The organism is Aulosira sp. FACHB-615, assembly GCF_014698045.1.
GTDB lineage: Bacteria > Cyanobacteriota > Cyanobacteriia > Cyanobacteriales > Nostocaceae > Nostoc_B.
On sequence record NZ_JACJSE010000003.1, the window covers coordinates 270,045 to 283,656 of the forward strand.

Genomic DNA, 13,612 nt, shown 5'->3' on the forward strand with positions numbered 1-13,612 from the left:
CAATTTATCCCTGTTTGAAAAATACTCTCTATTCATAAGTATTCACAAAATCAAATAATTCTGATAAATTATTATTTTCACCATTTAAATACAAATCATATATTATAATTTCTGAATCTTTCATATCCTTAGTTTCTTGTTGGTTAGAATTATTTTTTTGTTTTGTGGAAAGTCCCATTTGTTTAAGTAACCGACTGATGTGACGTTCGGTAATCTTAATGCTCATTTCATTAGCTAAATGTTTACTTAACCATTGTGCAGTCCAGTTTTGAAACGGATAGCCATATTCTTGAGGATTATGAGTGACTAATTGTTTTAGGCGGTCGAGATATTGCTCATTAATAAGTTTTGGACGACCTATTTTTTGTTCCTGCCATTGGTGAGCTAATCCAGCTTTAGCAATACTAGTCCAATATCTTGCCATGTGGTAAGAACAGCCTAATATTTGACAAATTTTACTTGGAGATTGACCTTGATCTGCCAGCAACATAACTTCGATACGGCGACGATATTCAGGTTGTAAATTTGTTTGTAAATTTTTGAGCAAAATTTTTTTCTGAAAAGGTGTTAAAAGCTTGCTGGGATTGATTTTATAGCTTTCTAAATCTGGAAATTGATTGATTTTATGTGACATATATCCTCAAAGCCTTATCCAAAGAGAAAAATCAATCTAAATGGGGATTTGATTATGGCTAACTTAAATTTATGCAATAGATAATTTGTTCCTGATTTGAATAGATTTAATATTAGTAAAACATTTATGCCAATCACAGCCATAAATAGTAGTAAATTAGATGGGTGATATGTACTTTAATTTCTATCTTTAGCAGGATTGAAATTATTATTTTCCTAATAAGTGAAAATTAAATGTATAAAATATTTATGGAATTTAAATTATAAAAAATCCTTAGTCTAAGATAAATACTTAAAACTAAGGAAAGTAATTAATGGCTAACAATCATCAATGAATTTACTAGTAATCATCCGATTTTAGTAGGATTCAGCTATTAATAAATGAATCCTATAGACTAACAAATGACAATCTATCAAACAGCGCCAGCACCACCGTTACCACCGTTACCACCGGCACCACCACCGCCACCAGCACCACCAAGACCAGCAGCACTGAATGACTTGGCGACTGATGCAATATTAGCGATCGCAAATCCGTTCACGCTATACTCTAGAAACTTCTGACCATAGGCAATGTATGGGAGAAACAAAGCTCCTTCTCCTCCTTGTACAGCCATTGCGTCTGTATCAGTTAAGTCTTCGAGAAAGTTTTCGGAATCTGTAAATAATTCAGAACCAGTAGGATTGATAGCAGATACATTCATCTTGACCATTGTTTTTTCTCCGATTTAATAGCGTAAATTGTTCGTTGTTTTGTTGTTGATTTTGAGATTTTTAGTTGTTAGAAAACTACAACTTATAGGTAATAGTGCCACTGAGGCCCGGCGCAGAACTAAGACCCCCAGCACCGCCACCATTACCAACACCACCATTACCAGCACCACCAACACCACCATTACCAGCACCGCCAGTATCGTCACCATTACCAACCCCACCAGCACCGACACCAGCAGCACTAAATGACTTGGCGATGGATGCAATATTATTGATTGCAAATCCGTTCACGCCGTACTCTAGAAACTTCTGACCGTAGGCAATATATGGAAGGAAAAAAGCACCTTCTCCTCCTTGTACAGCCATCGCTGCTGTATCACCTAAGTCTTCTAAAAAGCTTTCGGCATCTGTGAAAAGTTTAGCACCCACAGGATTTGCTTCAGATTTATTCATTTTTTCCATTCTTTTTCCTCCAATCAAAATTGGCAGAAAACATTTGTTTATGTATGGATCAAGCTTGCATCGCCTAATTCATACTGAACATTTTTATGAAAAAAAATCTGTTATTCAATAGCGTCAAGAAGATAATTACGTCCTAAAATGACTAATTATGTCCGCAGGTAAAATATTAATTTTACTATGCAATGGATGAATTATTATGCAGATATTTGATAAATTAAAAACAAAGATAAAATCACAATTTTAATTGTAATTTCGATTATCAATATTAGTCACAAGCAATGTGCGATCGCTCGGAAATCTCCATTAGTCAGATTCAATAATTCAACGACATAATTAGACATCTTTTGTCTTTAAAAAAGACAAAAGATGTTGCTATAAATAGAAGAGTAGATAATTGACAATCGCGGCTATACAAACTCAACTCCCTTGCACTGGATAATATAAAGTCTTTGTAGCACCTAACCAAATCTAATCCGAAATATCAAGATATTTGGCAATTTGAGGTGATAAAAAATGATTTATAAATTAAAGCGTAAATTACAGTGATGTGATTCACTGATTAAGCACTGGTTACTTCTGGCAATTCAAATTTATAACCGTAGCCCCGGACTGTCTTAATAAACTCAGGTACATTTTGATCAACTTCTAATTTCTTGCGTAATTGACCAATGTGTACATCAACAACACGTCCATCGCCCACATAGTCGCAACCCCAAATTTTTTGGATGAGTTGTGGACGACTCCAAGCTTGACCAGGATGACTCGCTAGAAAATGTAAAATATTAAACTCTAATGCTGTTAAATTTAGCGGCTTATCATTGAGTGTGACTTCTCTACCTTCTGGGTTAATGGCTAATTGCTTAAATATCAAGCGTTGTACAGGAGATGGGTTGATAGAACGTATACGTCTTAACAGTGCTTGTACTCTGACTTCTACCTCCGCGAGACTAAATGGTTTAGTCAAAAAGTCATCAGCACCCGCCGAAAGAATCTTAATTTTATCTTCTTCCGCATTTCTACTGGTTAGGATCATGACTAAGACATTCGTTCGACTCTGCATTTCTTCGCACAAATTGTAGCCACTGATATCAGGTAAATTCCAATCTAAAATTACTAAAGCTGGATCAAATTGCTCAAATAACGATAACGCCGTTTTGCCATCTGCCGCAGACTCTATTTGATATTTTCGACCGAGAAAACGATAGATTAGATTACGGACACCAAAGTCATCATCTACAACCAAAATTTTGGGATTTGTAACAGGAAGCATAACCATAAAGTTCTAGCCTATGATTCATTGGGCAACTCGTAGTTGAGATAGTTTTTTGGGCATACGAGAAGCCACTGTGGAAAAGTCTATCAATTACAAAGATTTTTTAGATTTTCTTGACATTTACCCAAGTTGAGTACTTAGACATAAACGAGTTTTTGCCAGACATGGACACTACTCTACTGAGATACACTTAATTTTCTATTAAATTTCGGAAAACTTCAGCCATCATATTGCATACCAAATGTATAAGTTTTGTATGATTTTTGTATGTTTTTGAACATAACCGTATAATTAAGTACTCTTATCTTTAAAAGAAATTCAATTTATTGAGGATTTTTAAAGAACAAATACCCTTCAGACAGAAAGTCAATGGCATATCCAGCTAGACTCAACTGAAATTTGCTAAAATGTTTGACTCTCAATTTTCCAAAGTCAACTGTTTTGGAAAAGTCAAGCCATCTGTCCAGGGTGGGTCTACGTGCAGCTACATTCCTACTTATAAGAAAATACACTTAAAAAGCTGATTGTATGACCAGCCAAGGACTCCGAGCTTCCTCAGAAGGTATTAGAGCTGCAAAAACAGCTTTAACTGATAAAACTTTAAGCCAACACAAATTAGCCATAGCTTTAGGTATTACACGTCAACCCGTATCCAAGTTTTTTGCAGGTGAACCAGTTTCGCGCAGTTGCTTTGTACAAATTTGTCAACATTTAGGGTTATCTTGGCAAAAAATTGCTGCCCTACCGGAAGATATAACTTCAGATGCTAGTGCTAAATCACAAACTAATAATAGAGATTTAAATATATTGGTGCAGGAAATACGTCAAAAGCGCCAAGACAAAATTCAAGACCAGTGCGGTACTTTACAAATGATGGATATTGCTCAGACAATTCCATTGCGTGATATATATACTCCTATATATATATTAGAAACAATCACAAGTCAAAGATGGTTAGAAATTGATGATTTACTACAAGAATTTAACCAAAAAAAATTACTAGGTTTAGAAGTAGCATCACTTTACTCAAAGTTGATGATATTGGGTAAACCAGGTACAGGTAAAACAATATTCTTAAAATATTTGGCGCTTGAGTGTAATCAAGGTCAATTTCAACCGAGTTATGTAGCTATTTTTATTAACCTGAAAGACTTTGCTGAAGACCTGAAAGACAATAGTGATTTGAGTTTATTGAAGTATATTAGCCAAGAATTTGTTAGTTGTGGCATTGAAGCAGAATCAACGCAAAATGTTTTAACTGAAGGCAAAGGATTAATTTTTTTAGATGGATTAGATGAAGTACCGACGAGAGATATAAATCAAGTTAATCAAGAAATTCGGCGATTCTCTCAGACTTATTACAAAAATCGCTTTGTAATTAGTTGTCGCATCGGGGCGCAAAAATATAAATTCCCAGGATTTACTGAGGTTGAAATTGCTGATTTTGATATGCAGCAAGCCGATATTTTTGTAAAACAATGGTTTGTAGTAGTTGCTAAGGAATCTAAGGAAGATGGCGAATCTATAGGAAATTTATTTCTTCATCAATTGAATTTGCCAGAAAACAAGCAATTACGCGAATTAGCGATCGCACCAATATTATTACATTTAATTTGTTTATTTTTTCACACAAAATCTGAATTTACATTTAACGTAGCTAAGTTATATGAACAAGCTTTAAATATTTTGCTGGGTAGATGGGATGATGTGAGAGGTATTTACAGACAGTCAATTACAGAGAACTTCAAGTTATTTAATCCTAAAAAGCTCCTGGCACAAATAGCGGCTATTACTTTTGAGCAAGAAGATTATTTTTTTGAGCAAGAACACATACAATCGTTAATATCTCAGTATTTAAGTCAATTTAATTACTATGCTACTGACTTAGAATTAGTAAATCAGCAGTTGCACGATAGTGAAAAATGGTTGAAAATAATCGAGGTTGAATATGGTTTATTGGTGCAGCGATCGCACGGTATTTACTCTTTCTCTCATCTGGCTTTACAAGAATATTTAACGGCGAAAAATTTTGTCATCAATTACCATGAACAGTCTGTAAATCAGCTAATTACTCATATCACCGAAAAACGCTGGCAAAATATTTTCTTATTGACTGTGAGTATGTTGCCCAATGCAGAAATAATGCTGCAATTAATGAAACAAAAAATAGATAATTTAGTAGCTAATGACCAGAAAATTCAAGATTTTTTCTTATGGCTCAATCAAAAATCAAATTCTGTAGCTACTCAATATAAAGCAGGTGCAATTCGGGCTTTTTATTTAGTTTGTGTCGGTCGTGTTTTAGAAGTGTGTTCGCAAGCAAGTAATTGTCCTCAACAGCAAGTATTTGGTAATTCATCTAGTTATGGTCTGGAACGTGCTATTTTAGGTAATTTAGCATTCAATCCAGAATTGGCGATTGATGAGTTTTTGACTAGTACTTTTGCTTGTGCGGCTGAACTGGAATTTGCCTGTCATTATATTTTGAATGATGCTATTGTCTTTGACTATGCCCATGCGTTAAATATTGCCTTTGATAAAGCCCTAAATTTAGTTATTGAGTCTCAATTTAAGCAATTTCTCCACAACCTCAAGAAACAATTGCCAAATGCTCAAAATCATCCACATAAATTTCGTAAGTGGTGGATAGAACACGGTAAATTCTGGAGTGGAAAATTTAGGGAACTCCTAATTCAATATCGCAATATTTGTCATGATTGGCAGTTTAGTAAACAGCAAATTGAATTAATTCAGCAATATTATAGTGCGAATAAATTACTGATAAATTGCCTGAATGTGTCCCGGAAGATAACGCCTGCAATTAGAGAAGAAATTGAAGGAACTTTGTTGTTAGTAATCTCAGAAATCAAAAGCTGAATTATAGAGTTTTTAATTTTCCAAAACTACCGAATATACCGGAAGAAAGACTTTTATAGTATTCATACCTGAGAAAGAGCAATCTAATAGCTTCATCTCGTTAAATTGCTCTTAGCAAAGTCAGTTAAGGATATTTTATGAATAACTTAATAGGTGGTATTATTCCTCAACAGCCACCAGTTGAGCCGGTATCTGATGCTCATGTTCTTAAGTCGCGTTTGGAATGGGGCGAACCAGCTTTGACAATTTTAGATGTGCGCGATCGCCAGACCTACAACGAAGGTCACATCATGGGAGCCATGCCTATGCCCATTGATGAACTAGCAGAGCGAGCTGTACCATCTTTAGACAAAAGCCGTGATATCTATATTTACGGTGGTAATGATCAAGAATCTGCCCAAGCTGCACAAGTTCTGCGTTCTGCTGGTTTTGTGCATGTTTCTCAACTGAAGGGTGGTTTAGCTGCCTGGAAGGCGATCGGCGGCTCAACAGAAGGTATTGCGGAATCTAGAACTCCCGCAGGTGCAGATGACTATAATGTTGTCTCTCGGCTGAAAAACCACGCCGAAAATCAGCAAAAAGAAGTCTAGATTTTGGTCAAATAGCACCAAGCCCTAACGAATAGAATTCGTGGCTATACAAACAAAGTCCGCCTACGCGGACTAACGCTAAATCTGGGGTTTGAAACCCGCGTAGCCCGCATTTCTCACAAGCTTCAGGCGTTTGATGGGGCAGAGGGGCAGAGGTGCGGAGGGGCAGGGGAGAGAGTACCTCATTCTCCCCTGCTCCCCTGCACAGGCTTTGAAAGGTGTAGTGAGAAACCTGCGTAGGTGGGTTTTGTTCGTGTAGCTGCGACTTCAGTCGCTTGGTGCAAGAGGTGAATATAGGAGAATGCTTTGACTCTTGACTATTGACTTTCAATCAATGTTCAAATAAATCTTTGAACTGTAATAAATCTAATGCAACAATTGTTGGTAAGACTTGAAAGCATTCTTGTGCGAGTTGCCAACGTTCTTCTCGTTTGAGCATTTCACTCAGCTTGTGTTGGACACTAATTAAATAACGCACATCATTAGCAGCATAGCTTAATTGCGCTTCTGTTAAATTAGCAGCATTACCCCAGTCAGAACTCTGGGCGCTTTTATCAAGTTCTACTTGTTCTAATTCTTGTACTACCTCTTTAAGTCCGTGACGGTTGGTATAAGTCCGGGCTAATTTACTGGCGATTTTGGTACAAAAAACAGGCTGGACGAAAATTCCTAAGTTGTGGCGTAAAGTAGCAACATCAAACCGCGCAAAGTGAAATATCTTTAGTATATTTTTGGCTTCGAGAAGCTGTTTTAAATTGGGAGATTCTGTTTGTCCTCTGGCGATGCGGATGGCTGTGACTTTACCTTCCGGGTTGCACAACTGCACAAGACACAAGCGATCGCGCTGTGGTAATAATCCCATAGTTTCCGTATCAACTGCGATCGCCTCGGCTTTTAAGTACTCACTGAGGGTAGAGTCATTAATGTCGCGATCGCAAACCTGAAAATCTGGTAATGTCATAAATTACTCAACCATAAATGCAGTGTCTTCCACAAAAGAATACCCTTAGACACTACATAATTTCAGCAAGTCAATTTATCTAGTCAGTAAGAAAATTTGCGTTAAGTAGACTTCACCTTGCTGATTAGTCGCCACACCAACACCAGTTAAGTTGTAATTTCCCTTGATATTCTTCAAATGTCCCGGACTTTCTAGCCACCCAATTACAGCTTGAGAGGCAGGATTACTATATCCTTGGTTGACTGCCACATTTTCGCCTGCACTATTAAAGCGAATTGTAGTCGCCATAACACGCTTTTCAAATCCGTTATGACTGAAGGGAACTTTCCCTTTAGCCATATTTTGACTGTGAATCCTGGCTTGTCGAGAGATATTGGCATTCAAAGTTAACTTTGGCAGTTTTTTAGAAGCTCGATAGCGGTTGATTTGTTCAAAAACTGATTTTTCTAATGCAGTGGTGTTAAAGGTAGTAGTGGATGAGGCTAGTTGACTAGAAGCAATGGGATGAGTTGTGCTGTTGGTAGATGAGTGGCTTGGTATCGGAGTAGTGATAAATCCACTAGCAAGGACAAGCGTACTTAAAGCGATGCCAAAAGCAGGTTGTCGTAACATGGAGAATTACAAAGTATAGATGATTAAGACCTATACTCTACCTTCGACTTCCTTGAATCTGTAACAGGATATTATTAAAAATTGCTCAATCTGGGAAAGAGGGGTTAGGGATTAGTACAACAATTTTTTAACTATTTGATGGACTGTCTCGGTCAAATCGTGCATTTCGCCATGACCTTTTGTGGCGATCGCAATTTGTTCTTGATAAACCATAAATTATGCCAATCTCAAATGAGAACACTTAGCGAGAAATGTTGCTGCTTTGTTTTCAGCATCTGGGTTGTGAATATGGGCTGGTGTTGGTCGAATAATTCCAGAAAACAGGTCATCTAGTCCGTAAGGTGTCAAAAACTCCCATTCACCTTGGCTATTTAACCTGACACCAACAGCAGTGGCAGTATGTAACCAATCTTGTATACCATCTTCAGTACTAGTGTAAGTACGCCTACCAGCCCGCCACAGGGCAAAACTAGCCTGATTTTTGACATCGAACTTATAGTTAGGGAATTTTTCTGTGAGAATGGTTTTAGCCGCTAATTCCTGAGAGCGATCGCCATCTGCATCAAAAAAGGCAATATCAAAGTCATTGATGACTAAGGCGCAGTCTTCGCCAAATATTGACCGCCAAACGCTGTTACGGACTGCACCTCCAGCTAACCACCAGTTAGGTAAGTTGACTTGGGCGATCGCTGGTAATACCGTTGCGATCGCTGTGTCAGTTAAAATTGCTTGTAAACGAGCATTCGTATTCATCGGCAACTTAAAGAATTCTTCGCTTGAATGTGAAGATATTATGAGTTATCTTCGACACCAAGAAAACTTTGATCGAGATTTTTTGAGAATTTTCATAATTCCCCAACTAAACCTACTGTTATTTGCGGAAAAGTAATGTTTACTTCAGTAGTTTACTGGGTGAAATTCAAACCCTATATTGCTTATTCACCGTACATTTCCCGATTACAACTGTGCTAGGCATCAGTGTAGGCTTGAGTTGCCAAACCCAGCTAATTGGCTGGTTAGTTCCATTCTCTGCCTATTGTTTATTCTTTTTATGTAAAAAAAATATTCCCGATTGTGCTAGACTTGACAAAATTACTGATAAATTACAGTTCTTTCACAAAAACGTGCCAATGCTCCAGATCAACCTCAAGAAAATTGCGGGTAATCACGTAGAGCAAAGCTCATCTACTGCTAATTATCACCAGTATTGTAAGCGATCGCTCGTTGATGAAAAAGCTCTAAAATTACGTTTCAGTCCTAAGCATAATCACAGATTAACGCTACAGTGGTTATCTGCCTGTAGGAATACAAGCTGAGGCGATCGCTGTGTAAAAAATATCCCTGATTTCAGCAAACAACATCTACCATCGTGATTGACAACTGTTGCACAATTACACTAGCTTTCTATTTCAGTACACATTGTGAGTTACACAGTGCAATCAATAGAGTATCAATCATAAATTGTTTCACTGTCTAGCATTTATCCAGGCACAAATATCACGTTTAAGTAAATTTTTTAGGAGTAAAAAGTTTTGATGAAATCAATTAATTCGGCAATAAATAAACTTAAAGAAGAAAATTTTCTCTCAAAACAAAAACTTAAAAAAAAGTAAAGAGTTCAGGCATTTACTCAATGTTAAGACGTGGTTAACTTGTTCTTAATAATTAATAAGAGCCTGAATACATATCATGATTTTGGTACATAATTTTTATTATATGAATCATCATTTGTGATAAATTAACATGGTTTTCCCACAACAACAACTAACTTTTTTTAAACAACTAAGGAAACTCACAAATGTTTAGACAGGGTTATCGAGCAGACAACATCCGTAAAATTAACAAGCAGCACGCTGGACAGAAATTGCCTAATTTCAAAGAAAACTTGGAATTTTGGCGGATGACTTTTTTAGAGTCAGTGCCATTTTTGCTGGCTTGCACTGTATTTTTGAGTGTGATCAGCTTACACAGCCCAGTACTGCTTTTTTGTTTATTAATTGGTAGTTTAATTGTTATATCGATACAACAAATTGGGCAATTAGTCAACTTACCAAATCGGTGGCGGATTGCCTTACAAATATTGGCACCAATCGTAATTTTAAGCTTATTTTGGTTAGATTACTTGGCTGCCCCAGCCCAGGCCCAATTTTTTGGTAAAGCCGAAAGATTTTTCAAAACTAATCTGACACAAGGTGCTAATACCAATACTGCTGGTACAGAAACAGCCGTTAGTTTAATATTCAATGTTCTGAGAGGAATTTATCTGCTTTATATTGCAGTTTCGTTAATTGGGGTAATTAATGCCGTACGGAAAGATGAAGACTGGCAAAGTATTGCGAGAACCCCATTATTAGTTGTTTTGGCTGTCACAATTGCCGATGTCATGACAGGCTTCGTGATTGGTAATTAATGGTATGTCTGAAGAACGAGAACAAGATTTTCGACCAGTAAATCAGATTTTAGGCGCACAACCATCGTTAGGGCCAATTCCTGCCGATCAAATTTTTCCTTGGTTAGTAATTGCCCTAACGGCATACTTTATTATTAATGGCGTTTTTGGTGGCTTGTTCACCGATGAATTTCAAAAATGGTTGTGGACATTTTTAATTGCTGGTTGGGGAATCGCTACTTGGTGGATATTATCTGGTGGTAGGAGTTGGCGTTTTTTAAGCAAATTTATCGGAGTTCCCACTTGGACTAGAGGCTTTGCTCGTTATCAAAGCTTGCTGGAAATTAATCATGAAGCAAAAAATCGGAAAAAAGAGCATCGGCACCCCAGGAAACGAAAGTAGATTAACGCCATTTGAAGACGCTTTACACCTAGCAACAATGCTCCGTATTGCAGTGGATGGACGTGATCTTGGCGCTTATATTTTGGCGAAAGGCACGCAAAGAGATAGATTTTGCTTTGTCTTTGGCTTTGAATGTAAAGGCATCCATACCACTTTAAGAAGTGAACAGATAAATACTATATTTAATAATATTGAATCTGGGCTGAAAGATATCCCTGAAGGGGAAAGAATGACCTTACATATAGGGTCTTTTAGTTCCGACAAACAGCGTCAACAAGAACTAGCAGATTTAATTAAAAGCACGCCGTCGAATGACATTAAATATTTAATTATGGCAGAAAGAGCCAGAATTAGAGAACTGACTAACGCTGGCATTCGCAAACCAAAATTTTTACGGATTTATGTTACTTATACCGTAGAACAAAATTCTACTAATGCTGATGATTGGATTGAAAAACTCTTGGCTAGAGCAGAATCTTGGTGGCTGAAATTTAAAGGCGAACTTGAAGAAATTGAGAATCAACGCCTTGAAACTGTAATTACTGAGGCTTATAAACAAGGTTTTTGCCGTTGGGAACAGTTGTTATCTAACAAAATGGGGTTAGATATTAAACCTTTAAATGCAGAAGAACTTTGGGAAGAAGTTTGGCTGAGATTTAACGATACAACCCCCATAGAAATTCCGCAATTACTCACCTTAGATGAAACCGGATTACACGAACAAGTTAACTCTGATTTATCTAGTAGTAAATTATTGGTCGAGAATGTCCACAGTACAACTTTACTGATGGAATCAAGTGTGCCTCGTGCCGATCGCCGTTGGGTATATATCAACAATCACTACGTCGGTGCGATGACTTTTTTAGAGAAACCCGGTGGTTGGCCGAATAAATTTTCCCAACTGCGATACTTATGGGAATTATTGGCGAGGGAAAGTGTCGTTGATACCGAAATCTTTTGCCAATTAACCGCCGCCAATCCCGCCATAGTTAAGACTACATTACAACGAGTGCTGAAACAATCCAATGTCTCAGCACTTTTGGCACAGGAAAAAAGTAAAACCATTGATGTCAACGCCCAATTAAAATTAAAAAAATCGGTAGCAGCCCAAGAACAATTGTATGAAGGAGCCGTACCGATTCATACAGGAATTGCTATTTTTGTCCATCGTCCCAACCAAGTCAAATTAGATGAAGCCATCAGATATATTGAAAACTGTTTTCAACGTCCAGCGCAGGTAATTCGAGAAACCGAATATGCTTGGAAAGTTTGGTTACAATCTCTGCCAATTGTTTGGGAAGGTTTGTTAGTTAAACCCTTTAACCGCCGACAGTTGTATTTAACCAGTGAAGTGCCTGGATTGATGCCGTTAGTAATGACTAAAGCCGGCGATAAATATGGCTTTGAGTTGATTGCTGAAGAAGGTGGGACACCCATACATTTAGATATGTTTCACCAACACAAAAACTTGGCGTTGTTTGCTACTACCCGCGCCGGAAAATCTGTGTTGGTATCGGGAATTTTAACTCAGGCTTTAGCTCATAATATTCCCGTCGTGGCTCTAGATTTCCCCAAACCAGATGGGTCATCGACCTTTACTGACTATACCGAGTTTATGGAAGGGAATGGGGCGTACTTTGATATTTCCAAACAATCGAATAACTTATTTGAACAACCAGATTTGCGATCGCTCTCTGCGGAAGAACAACGCGATCGCCTCCTGGATTATGTCGCCTTTCTCGAATCAGCCTTAATGACAATGGTCTTAGGCTCATCTACCGAAAATCAACTCCTCTCCCAAACTGTACGTTCTCTCCTCAACCTCGCATTGGGAGCCTTTTTTGCTGATGAAGGTATTCAAGAAAGATATCGCCTCGCTATTAACGGTGGATTTGGCAGCCCAGAATGGCAAAAAACCCCAACTTTACAAGATTTTCTTTATTTCTGTTCACCAGAACATCTCCGTCTCGATTCTGTGAGTGGTCGAGTTGAAGATGCACTCAGTCAAATTCAACTGCGCTTGCGATTTTGGTTATCCAGTCGGGTGGGACAAGCGATTTCTTCACCGTCCAGCTTTCCCACCGATGCTCAATTATTGGTTTTTGCCCTGCGAAACCTTGCTGACAACGAAGATGCAGCCGTCCTTTCCCTAAGCGCCTATTCCGCCGCCTTGCGCCGCGCCTTAAGCAGTCCAGCTTCTATCTTCTTTATTGATGAAGCGCCAATTTTGTTTGAATTTGACCAAATTGCCGACTTAGTTGGCAGAATTTGTGCCAACGGTGCCAAGGCGGGTATTCGCGTTATCTTATCAGCCCAAGACCCCGATACCATTGCTAAATCGAAAGCCTCATCCAAAATTCTGCAAAACTTATCCACCAGACTCATCGGCCGGATTCAACCAGTCGCAGTTGATAGTTTCATCAGTATTTTGAAATATCCCCGCGATATTATTGCCCGTAATGCTTCTGAAAGCTTTTTCCCGCGCAAAGAAGGAGTTTATAGCCAATGGTTATTAGATGATAACGGCATTTATACATTTTGCCGCTACTATCCAGGTTACGAACAATTAGCGGTAGTTGCCAATAACCCCAATGAGCAAACTGCCCGCAAAAAAGCCATGCAACAACATAGTGATAAATACGAAGCAGTTTCTATTTTTGCCCGTCAATTATTAGCCTCTCTGCGCGGAGGATAACAT

12 protein-coding genes are annotated in these 13,612 nt (G+C 38.0%); 5 read left to right on the forward strand and 7 right to left on the reverse strand.

Features of this window, described 5'->3' with window-relative positions; all coding sequences use genetic code 11:
- Nucleotides 1-28: 28 nt before the first annotated feature.
- The 4 genes from H6G77_RS05990 to H6G77_RS06005 form a co-directional block, all read right to left on the reverse strand.
- Nucleotides 29-634 (reverse strand): helix-turn-helix domain-containing protein, encoded by a 606-nt coding sequence (locus H6G77_RS05990; protein WP_190589999.1) that lies wholly within the window; start codon nt 632-634, stop codon nt 29-31.
- A 412-nt stretch (nt 635-1,046) separates the two neighbouring features.
- Nucleotides 1,047-1,346: a hypothetical protein gene (locus H6G77_RS05995; RefSeq protein ID WP_190871078.1), complete on the reverse strand. Its 300-nt coding sequence runs from the start codon at nt 1,344-1,346 to the stop codon at nt 1,047-1,049.
- Between the two features lie 76 nt (nt 1,347-1,422).
- Nucleotides 1,423-1,809: a hypothetical protein gene (locus H6G77_RS06000; protein WP_190871079.1), complete on the reverse strand. Its 387-nt coding sequence runs from the start codon at nt 1,807-1,809 to the stop codon at nt 1,423-1,425.
- Nucleotides 1,810-2,368: 559 nt separating this feature from the next.
- Entirely contained in the window at nt 2,369-3,085 is a 717-nt protein-coding gene (locus H6G77_RS06005) for a response regulator transcription factor (protein ID WP_190590002.1), read from the reverse strand.
- Nucleotides 3,086-3,610: 525 nt separating this feature from the next.
- Here H6G77_RS06005 and H6G77_RS06010 point away from each other — a divergent pair.
- The gene (locus H6G77_RS06010) at nt 3,611-5,959 is read left to right on the forward strand and encodes an NACHT domain-containing NTPase (protein ID WP_190871080.1); all 2,349 of its coding nucleotides are present in this window, start codon (nt 3,611-3,613) and stop codon (nt 5,957-5,959) included.
- Between the two features lie 137 nt (nt 5,960-6,096).
- Entirely contained in the window at nt 6,097-6,549 is a 453-nt protein-coding gene (locus H6G77_RS06015) for a rhodanese-like domain-containing protein (protein WP_190670326.1), read from the forward strand.
- Between the two features lie 331 nt (nt 6,550-6,880).
- Here the strand turns inward: H6G77_RS06015 and H6G77_RS06020 are convergent, their stop codons facing one another.
- The 3 genes from H6G77_RS06020 to H6G77_RS06035 form a co-directional block, all read right to left on the reverse strand.
- The gene (locus H6G77_RS06020; RefSeq protein WP_190871081.1) at nt 6,881-7,510 is read right to left on the reverse strand and encodes a ribonuclease H-like domain-containing protein; all 630 of its coding nucleotides are present in this window, start codon (nt 7,508-7,510) and stop codon (nt 6,881-6,883) included.
- 75 nt (nt 7,511-7,585) lie between these two features.
- Nucleotides 7,586-8,122, reverse strand: coding sequence for a CAP domain-containing protein (locus H6G77_RS06025; protein ID WP_190590006.1), 537 nt, complete (start codon nt 8,120-8,122; stop codon nt 7,586-7,588).
- Nucleotides 8,123-8,338: 216 nt separating this feature from the next.
- On the reverse strand, nt 8,339-8,875 hold the full coding sequence (locus H6G77_RS06035; protein ID WP_190590007.1) for a nucleotidyltransferase family protein: 537 nt from the start codon (nt 8,873-8,875) through the stop codon (nt 8,339-8,341).
- A gap of 1,045 nt (nt 8,876-9,920) precedes the next feature.
- Here H6G77_RS06035 and H6G77_RS06040 point away from each other — a divergent pair.
- Genes H6G77_RS06040 through H6G77_RS06050 form a run of 3 tightly spaced genes read left to right on the forward strand, consistent with a single transcriptional unit; the run spans nt 9,921 to nt 13,609 of the window.
- On the forward strand, nt 9,921-10,532 hold the full coding sequence (locus tag H6G77_RS06040; RefSeq protein ID WP_190590008.1) for a hypothetical protein: 612 nt from the start codon (nt 9,921-9,923) through the stop codon (nt 10,530-10,532).
- 4 nt (nt 10,533-10,536) lie between these two features.
- Nucleotides 10,537-10,914, forward strand: coding sequence for a hypothetical protein (locus H6G77_RS06045; protein WP_190590009.1), 378 nt, complete (start codon nt 10,537-10,539; stop codon nt 10,912-10,914).
- On the forward strand, nt 10,862-13,609 hold the full coding sequence (locus tag H6G77_RS06050; protein WP_190871082.1) for a hypothetical protein: 2,748 nt from the start codon (nt 10,862-10,864) through the stop codon (nt 13,607-13,609). The genes H6G77_RS06045 and H6G77_RS06050 overlap by 53 nt, the downstream gene beginning before the upstream one ends.
- The last annotated feature ends 3 nt before the right edge of the window (nt 13,610-13,612 follow it).